Annotated in this window: 18 protein-coding genes; 6 read left to right on the plus strand and 12 right to left on the minus strand. The window is 73.1% G+C overall.

All coding sequences use genetic code 11. From position 1 onward, the window contains the following. Window positions 1-2: 2 nt before the first annotated feature. Both EDD40_RS17265 and EDD40_RS17270 read right to left on the minus strand, forming a co-directional pair. Complete coding sequence (locus EDD40_RS17265) at window positions 3-983, minus strand: zinc-binding dehydrogenase (RefSeq protein ID WP_123743832.1); 981 nt, start codon at window positions 981-983, stop codon at window positions 3-5. A gap of 1 nt (window position 984) precedes the next feature. Beyond that, window positions 985-1,554 carry an NADPH-dependent FMN reductase gene (locus EDD40_RS17270; RefSeq protein ID WP_123743833.1) on the minus strand — a complete coding sequence of 190 codons (570 nt, stop codon included), beginning with the start codon at window positions 1,552-1,554 and terminating at the stop codon, window positions 985-987. Between the two features lie 602 nt (window positions 1,555-2,156). Between EDD40_RS17270 and EDD40_RS17275 the strand changes: the two genes are divergently transcribed. Beyond that, window positions 2,157-2,435: a hypothetical protein gene (locus EDD40_RS17275; RefSeq protein WP_123743834.1), complete on the plus strand. Its 279-nt coding sequence runs from the start codon at window positions 2,157-2,159 to the stop codon at window positions 2,433-2,435. Window positions 2,436-2,490: 55 nt separating this feature from the next. Here EDD40_RS17275 and EDD40_RS17280 read toward each other — a convergent pair whose 3' ends face one another. Continuing rightward, a complete protein-coding gene (locus tag EDD40_RS17280) occupies window positions 2,491-4,701 on the minus strand; it encodes a terpene synthase family protein (protein ID WP_123743835.1) in 2,211 nt (736 codons plus the stop codon). A 223-nt stretch (window positions 4,702-4,924) separates the two neighbouring features. Here EDD40_RS17280 and EDD40_RS17285 point away from each other — a divergent pair, with 223 nt between their 5' ends. Next, entirely contained in the window at window positions 4,925-5,380 is a 456-nt protein-coding gene (locus EDD40_RS17285; RefSeq protein WP_201438753.1) for an SRPBCC family protein, read from the plus strand. Here the strand turns inward: EDD40_RS17285 and EDD40_RS17290 are convergent. Next, on the minus strand, window positions 5,373-7,046 hold the full coding sequence (locus EDD40_RS17290) for a DUF262 domain-containing protein (RefSeq protein ID WP_123743837.1): 1,674 nt from the start codon (window positions 7,044-7,046) through the stop codon (window positions 5,373-5,375). The two genes, EDD40_RS17285 and EDD40_RS17290, sit on opposite strands and share 8 nt — an antisense overlap. A gap of 172 nt (window positions 7,047-7,218) precedes the next feature. Here EDD40_RS17290 and EDD40_RS17295 point away from each other — a divergent pair, with 172 nt between their 5' ends. The 3 genes from EDD40_RS17295 to EDD40_RS17305 are packed head-to-tail and all read left to right on the plus strand — an operon-like array spanning window position 7,219 to window position 11,066. Continuing rightward, window positions 7,219-8,037: an ABC transporter ATP-binding protein gene (locus EDD40_RS17295; protein ID WP_123743838.1), complete on the plus strand. Its 819-nt coding sequence runs from the start codon at window positions 7,219-7,221 to the stop codon at window positions 8,035-8,037. Between the two features lie 33 nt (window positions 8,038-8,070). After that, window positions 8,071-9,036: an ABC transporter substrate-binding protein gene (locus EDD40_RS17300; protein ID WP_123743839.1), complete on the plus strand. Its 966-nt coding sequence runs from the start codon at window positions 8,071-8,073 to the stop codon at window positions 9,034-9,036. Next, window positions 9,036-11,066, plus strand: coding sequence for an iron ABC transporter permease (locus EDD40_RS17305; protein ID WP_123743840.1), 2,031 nt, complete (start codon window positions 9,036-9,038; stop codon window positions 11,064-11,066). The genes EDD40_RS17300 and EDD40_RS17305 overlap by 1 nt, the downstream gene beginning before the upstream one ends. Before the next feature lie 45 nt (window positions 11,067-11,111). Here EDD40_RS17305 and hisS read toward each other — a convergent pair whose 3' ends face one another. The 6 genes from hisS to EDD40_RS17335 form a co-directional block, all read right to left on the minus strand. Then, on the minus strand, window positions 11,112-12,398 hold the full coding sequence (gene hisS / locus EDD40_RS17310) for a histidine--tRNA ligase (RefSeq protein WP_123743841.1): 1,287 nt from the start codon (window positions 12,396-12,398) through the stop codon (window positions 11,112-11,114). Window positions 12,399-12,567: 169 nt separating this feature from the next. After that, window positions 12,568-14,022: a serine hydrolase gene (locus EDD40_RS17315; protein WP_211348192.1), complete on the minus strand. Its 1,455-nt coding sequence runs from the start codon at window positions 14,020-14,022 to the stop codon at window positions 12,568-12,570. An 84-nt stretch (window positions 14,023-14,106) separates the two neighbouring features. Then, on the minus strand, window positions 14,107-15,777 hold the full coding sequence (locus tag EDD40_RS17320; protein WP_246037708.1) for a sulfatase-like hydrolase/transferase: 1,671 nt from the start codon (window positions 15,775-15,777) through the stop codon (window positions 14,107-14,109). After that, entirely contained in the window at window positions 15,774-16,442 is a 669-nt protein-coding gene (locus tag EDD40_RS17325; RefSeq protein WP_246037709.1) for a DUF2306 domain-containing protein, read from the minus strand. Before EDD40_RS17325 ends, EDD40_RS17320 begins: the two co-directional genes overlap by 4 nt. Before the next feature lie 121 nt (window positions 16,443-16,563). After that, window positions 16,564-17,256, minus strand: a complete 693-nt coding sequence (locus EDD40_RS17330; RefSeq protein ID WP_123743843.1) for a response regulator — start codon at window positions 17,254-17,256, stop codon at window positions 16,564-16,566. Then, window positions 17,253-18,389, minus strand: a complete 1,137-nt coding sequence (locus tag EDD40_RS17335; RefSeq protein WP_123743844.1) for a sensor histidine kinase — start codon at window positions 18,387-18,389, stop codon at window positions 17,253-17,255. The genes EDD40_RS17330 and EDD40_RS17335 overlap by 4 nt, the downstream gene beginning before the upstream one ends. A 75-nt stretch (window positions 18,390-18,464) precedes the next feature. On the opposite strand from EDD40_RS17335, the gene EDD40_RS17340 reads away from it, so the two are divergent. Then, window positions 18,465-19,136 (plus strand): RibD family protein, encoded by a 672-nt coding sequence (locus EDD40_RS17340; protein ID WP_123743845.1) that lies wholly within the window; start codon window positions 18,465-18,467, stop codon window positions 19,134-19,136. Here the strand turns inward: EDD40_RS17340 and EDD40_RS17345 are convergent. Both EDD40_RS17345 and EDD40_RS17350 read right to left on the minus strand, forming a co-directional pair. Further along, window positions 19,118-19,513, minus strand: a complete 396-nt coding sequence (locus EDD40_RS17345) for a DoxX family protein (protein WP_123743846.1) — start codon at window positions 19,511-19,513, stop codon at window positions 19,118-19,120. The two genes, EDD40_RS17340 and EDD40_RS17345, sit on opposite strands and share 19 nt — an antisense overlap. Next, window positions 19,506-20,264 carry a CDP-alcohol phosphatidyltransferase family protein gene (locus tag EDD40_RS17350; RefSeq protein ID WP_123743847.1) on the minus strand — a complete coding sequence of 253 codons (759 nt, stop codon included), beginning with the start codon at window positions 20,262-20,264 and terminating at the stop codon, window positions 19,506-19,508. Before EDD40_RS17350 ends, EDD40_RS17345 begins: the two co-directional genes overlap by 8 nt. Window positions 20,265-20,303 lie beyond the last annotated feature (39 nt).

Here is a 20,303-nt window from a genome sequence, read left to right on the forward strand (position 1 = left end):
CCCTAGCCGGCGGCCGGGAGCAGGACGACCTTGCCGACCGTGTGCCTGCTCTCCATCGCCTCGTGCGCCCGCCCGGCGTCGGCCAGCGGGAACGGTTGGATGGACGGGGTCAGCCCGTGGTCGGCGGCGGCGGCCAGGGCGCGGGTCTCCAGCGCGCGCAGCCCGCCCGACCGCTTCGCCACCTGCGGTCCGAGGGCGACGGTCGCGGTCAGGGCGCGGGCGAACAGGTCGGCCGAGGTCAGGTGGGCCGGCTCGCCCGACGACGAGCCGAACATCACCACCCGCCCGCCCGGTGCGAGCAGGTCCACGGCGGCCCGGCCCAGCACACCCCCGACACCGTCCAGCACCGCCGTCACCTCCCGTCCACCGAGCCGTTCTCGCACCTGCCGCTGCCACTCCCGCCCCAGGTAGTCGACGGCCACCGCCGCGCCCGCCCGCAACGCGGCCCGCCGCTTCTCCTCGCACCCCGCCAAGCCCACCACCAGCGCGCCCGCCCGGGCCGCGCCCTGCACCAGCAGGGTGCCGACCCCGCCGGCGGCGGCCGTCACCACCACCACGTCGTCCGGGGCGGGGGCCGCCGCGTCCAGCACGCCCAACGCCGTGCTCCCGGTGCAGATCATCGCCACGGCCGCCGGGAAGTCGAGCCCGGCCGGGACGACGTGCAGCGCGCCCACCTCCCGCACCGCCAGCTCGGCGTACCCCCCGCCGAGCAGGCCGAGCTGCGTCACCACCCGCTGCCCCAGCCACGACTCGTCCACGTCGCGGCCGACCGCGTCCACCACACCGGCCACCTCGGAACCCAGCACCGCGGGCAGGTCCGGCAGCGGCACGCAGCCGTCACCGCCACGCCGGACCACCCCGTCCAGCAGGTGCACGCCCGCCGCGCGCACCGCGATCCGCACCTGGCCCGGTCCCGGCGACGGGTCCTCGACCTCCTCGCACCGCAGGGCCGAGCCGAACGCGTGCAGCCGCACGGCCCGCACGTCAGGCCCCGTAAGGCCGCTTGGCGCGGGCCTCCTTGAGCGCCGTCCCCCACCAGACCACCTGGTCGAGCACGGCCGTGGCGGCCTTGGCCACCTCGTCGGCGTCGACCGGCTCGCCCGCCTCGTCGAAGCGGGACCACGCGCCGTGGAAGCTGACGGTGTCCCGCACGGTGACCGCGTGCAGCTCGGCGAAGACCTGCCGAAGCTGCTCGACCGCCCGCAACCCGCCGCCGACGCCGCCGTAGGAGACGAACCCGACCGGTTTGGCCTGCCACTCGGTGTAGTGCCAGTCGATGGCGCTCTTCAACGGCGCGGGGAAGCTGTGGTTGTACTCGGGCGTGACGACGACGAACGCGTCCGCGTCACGCAGGCGCGGCGAGACCAGCGCGACCTCCGGCGCCGGGTCCTCGCCGAAGGCGTGCAGCCGGTCCGGCAGGTCGAGGTCGTCCAGGTCGACCACGTCCACGCTCAGGTCGTCGCGCTGCTTGGCCCGGTCGGCGAACCAGTTCGCCACCACCGGCGCGAACCGGCCGCGCCGGGTGCTGCCGACGATGATCGCTAGCTTGATCACGGTGTGCCCTCCCTGGGTCGTGTCGGTGTCGACGCTAGGAGCGGGGGTGGGGCACGGGCATCTGTCAGGTGACTGGTCGTCCGGGTCGGCTCGCGCCGGTCACTCGCCGTGGACGTCGCGGCGGTCGGACGCCGCCTCCAGCGCGGCGTGGCCGCCACCGGCGTCGGTCGGGAACCCCTGCTTGAGCGCGTCGAGGACGGCACGCGGGTCCTTGAGCGGGCCTCGGTGGCGAGTGGGGCATCGGCCCGGCGGCCGCGGCGTGGGCGCTGCCGGCCTGCACGCTGCCGATGGCGGCGGTCGCGATCCCGGCCGGGCGGTGGGTGGACCGGGCGGCGCTGGTCGGTGTCGCGGTGGCGAGCGTGCTCACGGCCGTCGTTCTGGGTCTTGGTGGTGGGCGGGTGCGGTGCTGCTGGGCGGCGCGATCACGTCGGTGCTGCCGGCGTTCGAGGACCTGGCGTGGCTGCTGGCGGTGGCGTCGGCGGTGTGGTCGGCGCGACTGCCCGGTTCGCAGCCGGTGCTCGCGTTGGTCCGGCGGCGGTTGTCCGGGCAGCCGCTGCTGACGTTGTCGCTGGTGTCGGCGTTGGGCGGGGTGGTGCTTCCTCGTGCCCCACCACGTGACGGACGTGCTGGGCGGCTCACCGGAGGACGTCGGGGTGGCGCTGCTGGTGTTCGTGGCGGGCGTGGCCGCCCTCGCGGTGGTGTCGGGATCGCTGACCGACCGGTGCGGGCCGTGGCCGGTGGCGATGAGCGGGTCGGTGGTGGCGGCACTGGCGGCGGGACTGGCGGGCCGCGGCGAGGCCGGGTTCCGCGCCGGTGTCGCGGTGTCGACGGCGGTGGCCGTGGTGGCGGTCGGGGTGCTCGCGGCGGCCGAGCAGCGCTAGGAGTGGAGACGGGCCCGTACAGCGGTGACCCGGCGGCCGCCTCCGACGTGCGACGTCACCTGGCCGCGAGGAGGCGGGTCGAGGCCGTGCCGAGGCCCGTGGGGCCGCGCAGGGACTGCGGCGTGAACCCGAGCTCCCGGTCGCCGCCGAAGTGCTTGGCCAGGTCGGCGTCGTGGTAGCGCACGACCTCCCGGTGCCAGTGCAGGATGCCCGACAGCCAGTCCCGCAGCTCGCCGACGTAGTCGTGCAGCGCTTCGCGCGCCTCGGGTTCGAGGTGGAACTCCTCGAACAACGCGGGCAGCTCGACCCGCACCGAGTGCTGGAACTGCGCCAGCCGCGCGTTGGCCAGGTCGGTCGCGATGCCCCACGCCCGGTCCAGGTCGACGTCGAGGAAGTTGCGCACCACCAGCACCATGTTGTGCACCTCGCCCTCGAACTGGATCTCCTTCCGGTACGAGAAGAGGTCGTTGAGGATGGTGGCGTAGTCCATCGCCGAGTTCTCGATGTTGCGGATGGTGCGGGTCCGGTAGATGGCGTCGGGCACCAGCTTGCCGTGGCCGAGCCGGGACAGGCTCATCGTCAGCTCCGAACCGAACGTGTGCCGGCGCATCTCCACGTAGTCGACGGGATCGGGCACCCGGTTCTCGTGCTGGTTCTTCAGCTCCCACAACCAGCTGTCCAGCATCAGGTCCAGCGTGTGGCGCAGCTGCCGCCGGTTGTCCGGCGGCATCGGAGCCGTGGTGCGCTGCCAGACGTCGGCGAGGCCGCGTTCCAGCGGGGTCGTCGGCGACGGCGACGCGCCCTCCAACGGCATCATCTGCTTGAGCCGGTCGGTGGCGGCCTTCGCGACCGCCAGGTCCGGCGTGCGGCCGAACACGACCGGGTAGTAGTCGTCGCCGTAGGTGCCCCAGGTCAGCCACAACGCGGAGATCTCCAGCTGCTCCGGCGTGGCGTCCGGGTCGATGCCCGCCGAGCACAGCGCGAGGTCCATGTCGCGCAACCTGCCCTCGGTCCACACGCGGGGCACGTCGTCGAAGAGGCCCATCTCGCGCGCCCACGCGACGCTCTTCTCCCGCGCGTCGTGCCAGTGCGGGCTCACCGCCACCTCGAACGGCATGTCCAGCGCCGGTTCGGGCCTCGGCGGCACCTCCTCGAACGGCACGTGGCTGAAGCTGCGCAGGCGTTGCGGCGCGGTCGCGATGAGCGCGCGGAGGGCGCTCGTGCCCAGCCCGGTCGGGCCGCCGAGCACCGGGCTCGCGGTGACCGCGCCCTCGTTCATGTAGCGGCTGGACCGGGCGTGCCACTCGTGGCCGCCGGACTGCCAGTCCTGCAGGCCCTTCACGTACGCCAGCACGGCGAGGCGGCCGGCGGGGTCGACGGCGTGCTCGTCGAGCAGCAGCGGCACCTCGGTGACGGCGGTGTGCTCGAACTGGTGCAGGCGGGAGGTGAGCAGGTCGTTGACCGCCTCGGCGGCCTCCTGGGTCGGGAGGTCCAGGAACTTCTCCAGCACCAGGACGCCGTTGCTCAGCTCGCCCTCGTCGAGCACCTCGCGCTCGTAGGAGAACAGGTCGTTGCGCAGGTGCACGGCGTCGGCGAACGTGTCACGCAGGACGCCCATCGGGCGGCTGAGGGCGATCCGGGCGGGCACCTCCAGGCCGGTGACGTGCTCGACCAGGTTCGCCGACCACGGCGCGCCGCCGACCTTGCGGCGCATCTCGACGTACTCGATCGGGTTGGAGAGCCTGCCCTCGGAGATGTTGAGCAGCTCCCACATGGACTCGTCCAGCAGGTGCTTGGTGTTGTCGGCGAACCGGCGGCGCCAGTCCGCCGAGTGGCTGCCGACGGTGCGCGTCCACAGGTCGGCGAGGCCCTTCTCGACCGGGTTCGCCGGTTCCGCGGTGATCGCGCCGTCGACCGGCATGAACAGCGGCAACCGGTCGAGGTAGGCCTTGGCGCCCGTCACGTCCGGGTTGCGCTTGTAGAGCTCGACGAAGTGGTCGTCGAAGTAGAAGACCCACACGTACCAGTCGGTGACGAGGTCGAGGTCGTCGGCCGAGGCGTCGGGGTGGGTGTAGGCGCAGAGCAGGGCGTAGTCGTGGTTGTCGAGGTCCTCCTCGGTCCAGATGACCGTGCCGTGCTGGGGGACGTCGATCATGTCCATCCCGTACGCCCACGTCTTCGTGTGGGTGCGCGCGCGCTCCAGGTTGGGGTTCAGCCGTGCCGGGTAGGGCATGTAGAAATCCGGCAGCTGGAACGGCTGCGCCATCGGCTCGCACCTCTCGTCGGGACGTACCGGGTGTACGCAACCAGTGCGCGGGCATGGCGGCCAAGACCGGCGGCGGTGATCCACACGTTCGAGCGGGGAGTCCGCCCGTCCGGCTCAACCCACTGCTGCTTTGGGTGGTCGTCGGCGGGTGGCGGTTCAGCCGGTGCGGCACCATCGCGCGGGCAAGCGGTGAAACCGGCGCACAGGCGTCACACTGGACGACGTGCCCCGCTTGGAGCCGTTCGACGTGGACTTCTTCGACTCGGCGCCGCAGCGTCACAGCTACGTGCTGGACCTGCCGGTGTCACCCGAACGTGTGTGGCGGGGTCTGACCGCCTCCAACCCGCTGTGGTGGTGCCGGCTGCTGTCGTCGGTCGAGTACACCTCCCCGCGCCCGTTCGGCGTGGGCACGACGCGGACCGCGACGGTGCTGGGCGTGCTGCGGCTCAACGAGCACTTCATGCGCTGGGAGGAGGGGCGGCGGCAGTCGTTCCTGGTGGACCGGGCGAACCTGCCGGTGTACCGGCGCTTCGGCGAGGACTACCTGGTGGAGCGGTCCGGCGACGGCTGCCGGCTGACCTGGACGTTCGCCTACGAGCCCGCGGTCAAGGTCGACCGCCGGATGAACACGGTGGTGTTCAGGTCCCTGGTGGCCGACACGCGGCGCCACTTCAGCTGACGCGCAGCTCCCAGTGCTCGGCGAGGGCGCCGACCAGCCGCTCCTGCCGGGCGTCGAGCACGTCGGGCGTCCAGGTCTCCTCCCGCAGCACCTCCGTGGTCAGCCCGTAGCTCGGCGACTTGCCGCCCGCGAAGTACTTGTCCCTCTTCGCGGCGAAGTCGAGGTTGCCCGCCGCCGAGTTCTTGGTCCGGCTGAGCAGGACGAGGTTCGCCAGCCGGTGGGTCCACCGCTCCCGGTCGGACTCGGTGAAGACCTCGCGCCACTCGCTGCCCGCCGACGGGCTCTGCGGCAGCACGTGCTCGACCGTGACGATCTTGACGTCCTGCGCCACGAACGGGTCCGAGACCAGCTCGTTCAACCGCAGCAGGACGTACTTCCGCACGGCGGCGCTGCGGTAGACGTCGCCGTCCAGCTTCGCCCGGAGCTCGGCCCGCTCGTCGGCGTCGAGGTCGAGGGCGGGCGACCCCAGGCCGAGCCCGTCCTGCAGCTCCTGGAGGAGCTTCGCGATCCGCTGACCGCGCGCCTGGGCGTTGCAGCGGGTCACCAGCATCCACGCGCCGAGGCGGTCGAGCCGGCGCAGGAACCCGACCAGCCAGGAACCGTCGTTGCGGTGCGTCTTCAGCGCCCACAGCGCGGGCGCCTGCCAGTCGAAGTTGTCGAGCAGGTGCAACCGGCGCAGCCAGTCGTTGACCTCGGTCGCCTGGGACAGGGACTGGTGGTCGCGGGTGAGGATGTCCCGGTAGGCCGACCCGTAGGGCTCCAGCACGTCGTCGACGAACACCGCGGCCTCGCCCTCGTCGAGGAAGCCCTTGAGGACGTGGTCGCCGAACTCGGTGAGCAACTGCTGCCGGGCCCGGTACTTCAGCACCACCATGCGGATGTGCGAGAACAGGTCGGCGAACGCCTCGCGCCCGAGGTCCGCCTCCAGGTCCTCCCACTTCTCCGCGTAGCGGGCCTTGTCGTGGTCCGGCAGGGCCCCGATGACCTGCGACTTGAAGATGTCGGCCGGTGAGAGCTCCACCCCGCGCGAGTTCATCACCGAGAAGATGCGGTAGGCGCTGGTCAGGTCGGAGGTGGAGACCATGACCAGGAACGTCCGCTGGACCACGGCCTTGGCCAGCGCCAGTCGCTGGGCCGGCGTGGACGAGGCCAGGGCGTCGCGCAGGGCGCGGGCGTTCGCGGCGATGCGGGCCTGCGCGTCGTTGGGGTACTTGGCCTCCGGGTGGAGCAGGTCGACCCCGCCTCGCGCCTGCACGTGCTTGCGGAAGAACTCCTCGTCCCTCGGACGCAGGCGCAGCCGCGGGCGGGAGTCCAGGTCCAGGATGGTGTTGCCCGGCTCCCAGATGAGGATGTCGAGGTTGTCCGCGTCGCGCGGGTCCTCGGTCAGCTCCCGCAGCACGGCCAGCAGGATGGTCAACGTGGTGAGCCGCTGCTGGCCGTCGATGACCTCGGCGAGCGGCTCGTCCGGGCGCTTGACGAGCACCACGGACCCCAGGAAGTACGGGTCCTCGGGGTCCCGGTCGACCGCCTCGACCAGGTCGGCCAGCAGCTGCGTCGCCTGCGCGGGCTCCCAGGTGTAGGGGCGCTGGTAGTCCGGGACGACGAACTCGTAGTCGCTGGAGAACACCTTGGCGAGCGCCACCTCGTGCGCTTCGAGCTTCTTCACTTGACCGACCCCGTCCCGTCCGTGTGACAGCGGGGTTGTCGAGCGGGGCGAAGCCACCGTTACGGGTCCATCCGCGCCCGATGCACCCATGCGCAGCGTTACCGGATAGGCCGAGGAGTGCAGTAGATCACGCCCATATGGGCGATTCGCGACCTTAGGTTAGGCTCCCCTCATGTCTAAGGGAGACGCGCTGCTCGCCGGTGAGGGACTGGTCCTGGCGCACCACGACCGCGCGGTGGTGCACGGTGTCTCGCTCGGACTCCGCGCGGGCGCCGTGACGGCGCTCGTCGGGCCCAACGGGTCCGGCAAGTCGACCGTCCTGCGGTCGCTGGCGCGGCTGCACCGGCCGCGCGAGGGGAACGTCCGCGTCGGCGAGAGGTCGGTGTGGGGCCACTCCCCCCTGTCCGGCAAGGAGTTCGCCCGCAACGTCACCCTGCTCACCCAGCAGCGGCCGACGCCGTCGGGGGTGTCGGTGCGCGACGTCGTCTCCTACGGCCGGTACCCGTACCGGACCGGGTGGCGCGGGGTCGACCTGGAGGGTGGCGCGGCCGTCGAGCGCGCCATGGAGCTGACCGGCGTGACCGCGATGGCCGACCGCGGCGTGGACGAGCTGTCCGGCGGCGAGTTGCAGCGCGTGTGGCTGGCGTCGTGCCTGGCGCAGCAGACCTCCGTGCTGCTGCTGGACGAGCCCACCAACCACCTCGACCTGCGCTACCAGGTCGAGGTGCTCGACGTGGTGCGCGACCTGGCGGACGACCACGACGTCGCGGTCGGCGTCGTGCTGCACGACCTCGACCACGCGGCGATCATCGCGGACGAGGTCGTGCTGCTGAGCGAGGGCCGGGTCGTCGCGGCGGGCGGGGTCCGCGACGTCCTCACCGGCGAGCACCTGACCCGGGCCTACGGCGTCACGGTGCACGTCGCCGACGACCCGGTGACCGGCGCGATCCACTGCCGCCCCCTCGGCAGGCACACCCCGCGACCGGCCTGACCCCTTCCCCTTCACCCCTGAGAGGTACCAGCGATGCGCTTGCTTGCCCCTGCCCTCGTCACGGCGGCCGTGCTGCTGTCCGCGTGCGGCACGACCGAGACGCCGACGTCCGCGCCGACCGAGTCCGCCGGCGGGCCGGTCACCGTCACCGACTCCCGCGGCAAGGAGGTCAAGCTCGACTCCCCCGCCCAGAAGGTCGTCACGCTGGAGTGGGCGGAGACCGAGACCGTCGCCTCACTGGGTGTCATGCCCGTGGGTGTCGCGGACGCGACCGGTTACAAGACGTGGGACTCGGCCGTGCCGCTCGCCGCCGACGTGAAGGACGTCGGCAAGCGCAACGAGCCCAGCGTCGACTCGATCGTCGCGCTCGACCCCGACCTGGTGATCATGGCCAAGGGCCGGGACGAGACGCTGGCCTCCCAGCTGGAGAAGTACGTCCCCGTGATCGTCACCAAGGCCAGCGACGCCTCCCGCAACCTCGACCGGCTGCGCGAGGACACCAAGCTGATCGCCCGGGCGATCGGCAAGTCCGCCGAGGGCGACGCGCTGCTGGCCGAGCTGGACACCGCGCTGGCCGACGGCAAGAAGGCGGTCGAGGCCAAGGGCGCGGCCGGCACGCCGTTCGTCATGGCCGACGGCTGGTTGCAGGGCAGCACGGTCAACATCCGCCCGTTCGGCAAGGGCTCGCTGGTCTCCGACGCCGCCGAGGCGGTCGGCCTGAAGAACGCGTGGACCGGCGAGGTCGACCCGCAGTGGGGCCTGGGCGCCACCGACGTCGAGGGCCTCACCGCGCTCACCGACCCGAAGACGGTGCTGTTCTACAGCGCCTCCGAGGACGACGTGTTCACCACCGGCCTCGCGGCGAACCCGGTGTGGCAGCGGCTGCCGTTCGTGGTCTCGAAGAAGGTCGTCAAGCTGGAGCCCGGCACCTGGACGTTCGGCGGGCCGAAGTCGGTCATCGAGGTCGCCGAGCAGTTCGTGAAGGCCACCACCGCCTGATGCGCACCGCCGTCGTGACGGCGGGGGTCGTGGCGCTCATCGCCGTGCTCTCCGCCGTCCACCTCACCCAGGGCACCGCGTCGACCGGTGTGCTCGACCTGCTCGCCGCCCTCGTGGGCGACGGTGACGCGCAGACCCTCGCCGTGCTGGAGGGCTCGCGCGTGCCGCGCCTGCTCGCCGCGCTGCTGCTCGGCGTCGCGCTCGGCGTGGCCGGCGCGGGGATGCAGTCGGTGGCGCGCAACCCGCTGGCCTCCCCGGACACGCTCGCCGTGAACGCGGGCTCGCACCTGGCCGTGGTGTCGATCGCGGCGTTCGGGCTGAGCCTGCCCACGCTGCCGGCGGGCGCGGCGGCGTTCGTCGGCGGGCTCGCGGCGTCGGTGGTCGTGCTCGGGTTGTCGGGCGGCGGTTCCACCAGCCCGCGCCTGGTGCTCGTCGGGTCGGCGGTCATGTTGACGCTCCAGTCGGCCACGATCCTGCTGCTGCTGATGTACGAGCAGGAGACGACCGGGCTGTTCGCGTGGGGCTCCGGCTCGCTGACCGTGAGCGACCTGGACGCGACCGCGCAGATGACGCCGGTCGTGGTGGTCGCGGTGGCGGTGCTGCTGGTGATGGGGCGGTCGCTCGACATCCTGGCGCTGGGCGACGACAACGCGACCGTGCTGGGCTTGAGGGTGCGGCGCACCCGCGTGGGCGCGGTGCTGCTGACGGTGGCGTTGACGGCGGCGGCGGTGACGATCGCCGGGCCGATCGGGTTCGTGGGGCTGAGCGCGCCGGTGATCACCCGGCTGCTGACGCCGATCGTGCCCGGCTTGGGCAAGCACCGGGTGCTGCTGCCGTTCTCCGGGCTGGTCGGCGTGGTGATCGTGCTCGGCGCGGACGTGCTGCTGCGGGCCGTCATGGGTTCGGCGGCGGCGGTGCGGGTGCCGACCGGCGTGATGACCACGGTGCTGGGCGCGGTCGTGCTGATCTGGTTGGCGCGGCGGGGGCGGTCGGGCGGGACGCCCCGGCAGGCGCCGGCCGGGCGGGTCGGGGTGGCCACGTCGTCGCGGCGGCTCGTGGTGACGTCGGTGGTGCTGGGCGTGCTGCTGGTCGCGGCGCCGACGGCGGGGCTGATGCTCGGGGACCGGCTGGTGCTGCTGGGCGACCTGGCGAACTGGTTCGCGGGGCGGACCGGCACGGCCCTGACGTTCGTGGTCGACCAGCGGCTGCCGCGCGTGCTGGCGGCGCTGGTGGCGGGCGCGGCGCTGGCGGTGGCCGGGTGCGGCATCCAGTCGGTGAGCCGCAACCCGTTGGCGGAACCCGGCCTGCTGGGCATCACGGCGGGTGCGGGGCTCGCCGCGATCACGCTGATCACGGCGGTGCCGATGGCCGGCGCGTGGCACATCGCCGGTGCGGCGGGCGTGGGCGCGATGGTGGCGTTCGCGCTGGTCTACGGGCTGGCGTGGCGGTCGGGGCTGGACTCGGACCGGCTGGTGGTCATCGGCATCGCGATGTGGTCGGCCGGGATGGCGCTGATCACGCTGCTGATCGTGACCTCGGACCCGTGGAACACGGCGAAGGCGTTGACGTGGATGTCCGGCTCGACGTACGGGCGGACGTTGGAGCAGGTCGTGCCGACCGCGCTGGCGCTGGTGCTGCTCACGCCGTTGCTGTGGGCGCGGCACCGCGAGCTGGACCTGCACAGCCTGGACGAGGACACGCCGCGCGTGCTGGGGATGCGGGTGGAGCGGTCGCGGCTGGTGATCCTGCTGGCGGCGGGCGTGCTGGCGGCGACGGCCGTGTCCGCGATCGGCGTGGTGGCGTTCGTCGGGCTGGTCGCGCCGCACCTGGCCAGGTCGCTGGTCGGCGGTCGGCACGCGCGCGTGCTGCCGGTCGCGGCGGCGGTGGGCGCGGTGCTCGTGAGTGCGGCCGACACCGCGGGCCGGACGGTCATCGCGCCCGCGCAGGTGCCGGCCGGGCTGGTGATCGCGTTGATCGGCACGCCGTACTTCGTGCTGGTGATGTGGCGGACGCGCGAGGTGCGGACCTGAGCGGTGCGCGACCGCGGCCCGTGGTCCGCGGTCGCGCGGCCCGGCTCAGGTCCGCGGGCGTGACCAGGTCGCCGGGTCGGCGGTGGTCTGCGCGCCGGTGGCCAGGTCCTTCACCTCGTGCGACCGGCCGTCCTCGAACGGCGGGAACCACACGAACGGGATGCCCTTGCGGGAGGCGTACCGGAGCTGCTTGGCGACCTTGTCCTCCTGGTGGTACAGCTCGACGTTGAAGCCGTTGTCGCGCAGGGCTCCCGCGGTGGCGGTGGCGGTCCGGCGGCGGTCCGGCGGCAGGACGACGAGGACGTCGGCGGGCGTGCTCGGGCCCGTGTCGAGCAGGCCGGCGGACAGCACCTTGGCGAAGATCCGGGAGAACCCGATCGACATGCCGACGCCGGGCAGGCTGCGCCGGGTGAACGAGCCGGCCAGGTTCTCGTACCGGCCGCCGGAGCAGATCGAGCCGTACTCCGGCCAGTCGACGAACTTCCCCTCGTAGACGGTGCCGGTGTAGTAGTCCAGCCCGCGGGCGATGGAGAAGTCGGCGACCACCTCGGGGAGGTCGGCCAGTTCGCGGAGGACGAAGTCCAGTTCCGCGAGGCCTTCGTCCAGTAGGGCCGATCGCACGCCGAGCGCGCGCACGTCCCCGACGCCGCCGCGCAGTCGCGCGAGCGCCAGGACGGACTCGATCCGGGCCTGGTCGAGCCGGTCCGCCAGCAGGGACGCCACGCCGTCCGCGCCGATCTTGTCGATCTTGTCGACGGCCCGGATGACGTCGAGCGGCTCGTCGATGCCCAAACCCTCGTAGAAGCCCTGCAACACCTTGCGGTTGTTGACGTTGATGGTCCAGGCGGGCAGGTCGAGCGAGGTCAGCACCTCGTGCACGATGCGCGGCAGCTCGGCGTCGAAGTGGATCGGCACCCGGTCGACGTTGATCACGTCGATGTCGCACTGGGTGAACTCGCGGAACCGCCCGTCCTGCGGCCGTTCACCACGCCACACGCTCTGCACCTGGTAGCGCTTGAAGGGGAAGACGAGCTCGTTGAAGTGCTGCGCCGCGTACCGGGCGAACGGGACGGTGAGGTCGAAGCGCAGACCGAGCTGCCCCTCGTCCGAACCCTGCGCCCGGCCGAGCGTGTACACCTCCTTGGAGGTCTCGCCCTTGGCGAGGAGGACTTCGAGCCGTTCGGCGGCGGGGGTTTCGATGGAGCAGAAGCCGTAGCGCTCGAAAGCGGCGCGGATCGCGTCCAGCCGGCGCAGTTCGACCAGGCGCACGTGCGGCAGCCACTCCGGGAAGCCGCTGACGGGCGCCGGTCGCACTGCGGGCTGGTCGCTCATGGCTGGAAGTGCACCGGATGGTGCGCGGTCGCGCCAACGGGTTTCTCGAACGGGTGTACCGGAGCGGGTCCGGTCCGGTCGTCCTGCCCGCGCACGGCCGGCCCGGTGCGACAGGGGCTCCTGCAAGCACTCCGGGTGGTCGGACCCCTGTCACATCGGGGGCGGCGGGTCAGCCCTGGCGCACGGTCCAGTGGGACATCGGCGTGATCGCGACCATGACGTCGTCGACGGCCGCGCCCAGCTTGGCGTACTTCTCGGTGTAGAGCACCGGGAAGACACCGGGCCGGTCGGCGGGGCGGTAGGTGTCGACGTAGTCGGTGCCCAGGTTGGAGAAGGCGACCACGATGTAGTTGCGCCGCTCCTTGCCCGGCAGGGACCGCACGATGCCCGCGTCGCTGCCGGTCGTGTCGACCCAGCCCGTCTTGTGGCTGAACGTCACCTCGGCGACCGCGTCGCACGGCCGCACGTCGCTGTCGTAGACGGCGTCGCCGATCTTCACCGTGCCGTCGGCCTGGATCCAGCGCGGCGGCGTCAGCTGCGGGATGCCCTGCACCGGGTAGGCGCGCCCGCAGTGGTTCGTGGTGGACAGCATCTCGTTGTGGCCCTGGTTGCCCAGCGACTTGATGAACTGCACGCGGGACGCCTCGGTCAGCTCGTCGCGGGTGACCTGCTTGCCCGCGTCGGTCGTCCACAGCACGCCCGAGCCGCCGTTGACCAGCAGGAGCAGCTTGGCGGTGTCGATGCTGCTCATGTTCGACCCGATCCACCGGCCGCCGTTCTCCGGGTTCGTGCCGGTGACCATCAACGTCGGCATGCCGAGCCCGACGAACGTGGTGTTGACCTCGTCCCACGCGCCGAGGTCGTGGATCATCTTGATCAACGCGCAGGTGGACTCGTTCTGCGACTTGGTGATCATCTCGTCGAAGTGCTGCCGGATCACCTTGCTGGAGGCCGCACCGCACACCGGGTGCGGCGTGACCGGCTGGTAGTCGTAGACCGCGTCGAGGTTCACCCGACCCTGGTCGGCCAGCCGCAGCACGCCGAAGCCGACCATGAGCTTGAGCACCGACGCGGGGTACGGCGAGGAGAAGTCGAGGGGCGCGCCCTCCCGGCCGGCGAGCACGTCACGGGTGCCCCGACCGCCGTTGACGTCCCACTCGGTGTCGTCCCACCAGCGGTAGCGCACCTGGTCGGTGGACAGCTTCCGCGTGTTCAGGGGCACCACGACCCCGTTCGGGTACTGCGGGCTGAGCAGCACGTCGGCCATCGCGATCGGCCGGCCGAGGCGGTCGATCTCGATCACCGCGAGGTCCATGTTCGGCGTCTGGTGCAGCGGCCGGGCCGCGGCGGCGCCGACCCGGGCCGCCGACGCCTCCTCGGCGGACAGCGGGTCGTGCTTCTCCGGCGCGCCCGCCTTCGACGCCGCCGCCACCGACTCCGGCGGGGTCAGGTCGAGCACGTCCTTGAAGTTCTGCGCGACGATCGCCTGCCGCAGCGACTCGGCCAGCAGGGCGTTCACGTCGCTGCCCGCGCTCGCGGCCGGCACCGCGGCCGTGGCGCCGACCAGCACCGTGGTGGCGGTGAGCGCGGTGGCGACGAGCAGTCTGCGTCGGAAGGACCTCATTGCACTCCCCCATGGATTGATCCGTCTGCGGCGACGACGGTAGTGCATTCGCCGCTGATGAGTGCCCCGCTCCACCGGAAGCCGTCACCGGAACGTGGTCAGGAACTGGTCCCGGAAAGTGCTCATGGGGCGCACCGGGGCTTGGGCGCCGGGCTTGAGGCCGTCGGTCCAGCCCCAGCCGTCGGTCCGGTCGAGCACGGCCCGGTCGCGGGTCACGATGGTGATCGGCACGTCCCGACCCGCGTCCGGGCCGGTGACGAACGGCGCGGGCTGGTGGTCGCCGAGGAAGACGAGCACGAGGTCGTCGTCGCCGTAGGTCTCGACGTAGGACACCAGGGTGTCGACCGAGTACTCGACCGTGCGCGCGTAGTCGGACCGCACGAGCGCCGGGTCGCGGCCGAACATGTCCTCCGCCGGGGCCTCCCCCGAGGCCATGGAGTGGAACACCGAGCCGTCGCCGACGTCCGCCCAGCCGACCGCCGTCGGCGCGGGCGACCACGGCGCGTGGCTGGACAGCAGGGGGATCACCGCCATCACGGGCGCGTGCCCGGCGGCGCGCTCGAACTGCTGGAACCTCGCCATGGTGAACTCGTCGGGCGTGGTGGCGTAGCCGAAGCGCGGACCGCGGTAGCCGAGGTCGTCGAACGCGTAGATCCGGTCGTAGTCGAAGAACCCGCCTTCCGGCCAGGCCTTCGTGATGCCCGGCATGACGCCCACGGAGCGCCAGCCCGCGCGCCGGAACGCGCCGCCGAGCGTCAACCGGCCGCCGGCCAGCAGGGTGCGGTAGCGCTGCTGGTTGTCGATCCACAGCCCGGACAGCAGGGTGGCCTGGGCCAGCCAGCTCCCACCGCCGGCCGTCGGCGAGGTGAGGAACGCGCTGCGCGCGCCGTACCCGGCCTCCGCGAGTCGGCGGGTGCCCGCGTCGAGCGCCGCGCCGACGTGCGGGGCCATCTCCGGGTGCTCGACCGCGGCGCGCCCGTAGCTCTCGACGAACGCCACGACGACGTCCTTGCCGCGCAACGAGGTCAGCGCCTCCCCCGCCGCCGCGCCGGCGAACGGGTCGACCGCCGACTCGGCGGCGAACCGGTCGCGGTCGCGCAGCCCGGCCTGCACCCGGCGCGCCTGGTCGTAGGCGAACCCCGCCGTGCTGCGCGACGCGACCGGACCGGCGGGGCTGAGCTGGAGGCCCGGTGCGGCGAGGGTGGTCCACACGACGGCGAGCACGGCGACGGCGCGGGTGGCGGCGGCCCGGTGGCGGGCCACGACCCCGCTGAGCCGCAGGGCGGACCGCGCGGTCAGGAACACCACCGCGACCGCCGGCAGCACGGTCAGGACGACGGCCGCCACCGCCGCGAACCGCCCCGCTGTCACGTCCACGTAGTCCACGGCGGGCGCGAGCAACGGCCAGTCGAGCACCAGGTCGAACGGCCGGTGCAGCACCGCGTCGAAACCGATGTCCAGCGCCTTCACCACGAGCAGGACGCCGAGCACGGCCCCGCCGACCGGCGCCGCGACGCGCCGCGCCCGTTCGGGCAGGACCAGGACCAGCACCACCCCGAGCAGCGCTTCGACCGGGAGGCGGAGGAAGGTGGCGGGGGTCAGCGACGCGAGGTCGCTCGGCATGAGCAGGGCGAGCAGGACCAGCGCGGCGGCCAGGGCGGTGCCGGCGATCCGGCGCCGGTCGCGACGGGCGCCGGCTGCGGACGGTGCTTCAACGGCATCGGGGGCGTCGGCGGCTTCGGGGGCGTCGGTCATGCGGTCCTCTCTGCTCTCCTTGCCCGGTAGAACGTGCGCCGGCCCCTGCCCGGTTCACGGACGACCCACTCCGCGACCGCGATGTTGATCACCCAGCCGAGGCCGAGGAGCAGTGTCCTGGTCATACCGGTGGCCGGGCCGACGAGCAGCACCCAGGCGATGGTGACCAGCGCTTGCGTGCCCGCGCCCTGGGCGAGGGCGTAGGCCCGGACCATCCAGGCGCGGTGGCGGCGGACGTCGCGGCGGCGGATCGCGTGGAAGCCGAGGACGAGGGCCAGGACGGTGCCCGAGCCGGTCACCAGGCGGAAGGCGGCGAGGAGGTCGCCGTCACCCTCCGGGTAGGGGTAGAACAAGGTCATCCACAGGCCGGTGAGTCCCATCAGGACGCCCGCCGGGACGAGGACCCGGCCGAGGACGCGGTGGGTGGCGGGCTTGCGCCGGCGGAACCCGGCGGAGAACTGGAAAGCGCCCCCGAGGCAGTACAGGACGGCGCTGAAGATGTGCAGCACCACCGGCGCCGGCGCGGCGAAGAACCTCGCGTTCTCCGCGGTGACCTCGCCGCCCGCCAGATCGGTGAGGCGGATGGCGCCGCCGGCCATCGGGATGAGCGCGAGCGCGACGAGCGCGGTCGGCACGAGCCAGTCGGCCCTGGTGGAGGAGGTCACGGGAGGCCCTTCGTCGGTCCGGTGTCGGTGGTCCGGTCTCGGTGGTCCGAGTCTGGTGACCGGCGGCGGGGCGGACATCGGGAGAAGGGCCGGAGTCGGGTGGTACTCCCGGCAGGCGCGGCTAGTACTTTCGGCCGGGGCGGTGCGGCCCGCCGCCGGGGCGGTGGGCGAGGCGGTCGGTCTCGTAGGCCCACAGGGCGATCTCGACGCGGTTGCGGACGCCCAGTTTGGCCATCAGGCTCGCGATGTGGGTCTTGACCGTGCTCAGGGTGATGTGGAGCTCGTCGGCGATCTCGCCGTTGGTCCGGCCCCGCGCCACGGTGACGAGGACCTGCTCCTCGCGGTCCGTGAGCGGTGCGACCGGTTGGGGCGGGGTGGCGGGTCCGGTGGCGGCGAAGGTCTTCAGCAGCCGTGCGGTGACGCTCGGCGCGATGAGCGCGTCGCCCTCGGCGGCGGCGTGGACGGCTTGGGCGAGCAGCGCGGGGCCGGCGTCCTTGAGCAGGAAGCCGACCGCGCCGGCCCGGAGCGCGGCGAAGACGTACTCGTCCAGGTCGAACGTGGTGATGACGACGACGGCGAGCGGGTCCGCCACGCCCGGTCCGGCCAGCAGCCGGGCCGCCTCGATGCCGTCCAGACCGGGCATCCGGATGTCGAACAGGCACACGTCGGGGCGCAGCCGCCTGGCGAGTTCCACGGCACGCCGACCGTCCCCCGCCGAGCCGACGACCTCGATGCCCGGCTGGGCGTCGAGGATCATCGTGAGCCCGGTGCGGACGATCTCCTGGTCGTCGGCGACGACCACCCGGACGCTCACGCGCCCGTTCCCGTCCGGGGCAGGGTGGCGGTCACGGTCCAGCCCCGCTCGTGGTCCGGGCCGGCGGCGCAGGTGCCGCCGAGCAGGTCGACGCGCTCGAACATGCCGATGAGCCCGTACCCCGGCGCGGCGGCCGGACCGGCGGGCACGTCGCCGTCGTCGCTCACGCGCAGGTGCACGGACGTGTCGTCGGCGGCGACGCGCACCTCGATGCGGGTGGCGTGCCGGGCGTGCCGGCGGGCGTTGGTGACCGCTTCCTGGGCCAGCCGGTAGACGGCGGCGTCGACCGACGGGTGCACGTCGTCCAGGTCGCCCGCGAGGCCCACCTCGACCGACGGTCCGCCGCGGGGGCTGGTCGCGAGCTGCCCGAGGTCGGTGATGCGCGGGCTGGGCGCCAGGTCCGCGGGTTCGTCACGCCGCAGGACGCGCACCATCGCGCGCATCTCGGCGAGGGCGCGCGAGGCCTCGGCCTCGATCAGGCGCAGCGCGTCGGTCGCGGCGTCCGGCTGCGTCACGGCGGTCGCGAGGCCTGCCTGGGCGCGGATCGCGATGGCGGACACGTGGTGGGCGACCGTGTCGTGCAGGTCGCGGGCCAGCCGTTCCCGCTCCACCAGCTTCGCCTGGTCGAGCTCACGCGTCCGCAGGACGGCCCGGTACCGCGTCGCGACGCCGGAAGCGGTGGCCGTGAGCACCACGGTGAGCCCGGCGACCGCGTCGACGAGGGCCAGGTGGCGCGACGCCATGGCGAAGCACGCGCTGCCGAGCACGACGACCAGGCCGATCACCGCCTCGCGCCCGGAACCCCACCTGACCACCGAGTACACCAGGATCAGCACGAACGCCGAGGTGTAGGGCTCGGCCCGGTCCCCGCCGGTGACCAGCGGGACCAGGCCCGTGGCGGCGAAGGCGACGACGAGCACCAGCAGTGGCCGGGTCCGACGCCACAGCAGCGCGGGCGCCAGCCCGATCACGACCACGGCCCACAGGCCGCGCCACGGGAAGTCCGGCCGCAGCGCCATCTCCAGCGCCGCCGCCGGCACGAGCACGCCCACCAGCGCCCAGTCCCGCCACACCCGCGTCGGCGGGTGGCGGGGTCGGGGTTCACCCCACGTCGAGCGGAGGACGTCGTGCACGGGCTGAATGGTACGAGGGCGAAGCACGCGCCGGATCGTCCTGGAGCACGAGAGGACCTCGGTACGGTGGGGCCCGTGACCCGTCCGTACGTCCTGCTCAGCGTGGCCGTCAGCGTGGACGGCTACATCGACGACCGCAGCGCGCACCGGTTCCCGCTGTCCAACGCCGAGGACTTCGACCACGTGGACCAGGTGCGCGCGGAGTCCGGCGCGATCCTGGTCGGCGCCGCCACGATCCGCCGCGACAACCCGCGCCTGCTGGTCAACGGCGCGCACCGGCGCGCCGCCCGGGTGGCCGAGGGCCGTCCCGAGTACCCGGTGAAGGTGACCGTGACCGGCAGCGGCGACCTCGACCCGACGCTCAAGTTCTGGCACCACGGCGGCGACAAGATCGTCTACACGGCGGAGGCCGGTCGCGGCCGGGCCGTCGAGGCCGTCGGCGACCTCGCGGAGGTCGTGTCGCTGGGACCGGAGGTCGACTTCGGCGCGTTGTTGGACGACCTCGGCGCGCGTGGCGTGGACCGGCTCATGGTGGAGGGCGGCGGCACGATCCACACCGCGTTCCTGGCCGCCGGGTTGGCCGACGAGATCCGGATGGCGGTCGCCCCGATGCTGATCGGGCAGGCCGCCGCGCCGAGGTTCCTCAACCCGGCCGAGTTCCCCGGCGGCCCGGCGCGCCGCTTCTACCTCGAGGACGTGAGCAAGCTCGGTGACGTCGCCGTGCTGCGCTACTTCCCGAAGCTCTGAAGCACCGCGCGGACGGTGTCCCGGCGGCCCAGCGCCACCGCGGCGGCGAGCACGAGCAGCAAGGCGGGCAGCACCGCGCCCTCGGTGTCGCCCAGGACGAACAGCTCCGTGACGACCGCGCCCGCCATCACGCCGACCAGGCCGAGCGCGGCGAGCCCGCACAGCCGCGGCACGAGCAGGCCGAGCGCGCCGGCGAGCTCCAGCACCCCGGTCACGTACCGCAGCCACTGGCCGGACCCGATCCGGTCGAACTTGCCGACGAAGTCGTCGCCGAGCAGCGACACCCCGCTGTAGACGAAGTACGCGGCCAGCAGCACCTGCAACACCCACAGGGCGAGGTGGCCGACGTTGACGTTGGTCCGGGCCGCGTCAGACATGGCTGACTCCTTCCATCGATGCGGGGGCGGTGCGCCACAACCAGGCGACGTCACGGCCGAACGACCAGAGCAGCGAGGCCAGCGCGAGTCCGACGAGGACTCCGGGGTGCGGCAGCAGGCCGGACGCGGCGACCACGAGCGCGACGCCCTGCACCGCGGCCACGGCCTTGCGGGCGTAGCTCGGCGGCAGCGCGCCCCTCAACCAGGCCAGGCCCCGGGAAGCCGCGACGAACGCGTACCGCAGCGCGCCCATCACCACGACCCAGGGGCCGAGGGTGAGCGACACGTGCACGCTCAGCACCAGGATCAGGAACGCGTCGACCTCCATGTCGAACCGCGCGCCCATCGCCGACGCGGTGCCGGTGCGGCGTGCCACCTGCCCGTCCACGAAGTCCAGCGCCAGCGCGACGGAGGCGGCCACGACCAGCAGCGCCGGGTGCGCGCCGCCGTCGGCCACCAGCGCCGTGACGCCGCCGACCAGCAGCCCCCTGACCACCGTGACCCGGTCGGCCGGCCCGAGCGCCCCGCGCGACGACCGCTGCACCGCGCCGCTCAGCAACGCCTGGCTCGCCACCGCGTAGGCGATGCCCGCGAGCCAGCCGAGCACGCCCAACCCGACCGTGCCCTCCAGCACGCCGAGCAGGATCACCTGGGCGCCGGCCCACGCGGCGGGCTCGGCGTTGGGTCGCCACTGCTCCGCGAACGGCGGCCCGGTCGTCCGCGAGGTCGCGCTGTGGTGGAGTGTCGTCATCGTGCCCCTCGTGGCGGTGGCCCCGTTGTCCGGAGGTTG

The sequence above is a fragment of the Saccharothrix texasensis genome (genome assembly GCF_003752005.1).
GTDB classification, from domain to species: domain Bacteria; phylum Actinomycetota; class Actinomycetes; order Mycobacteriales; family Pseudonocardiaceae; genus Actinosynnema; species Actinosynnema texasense.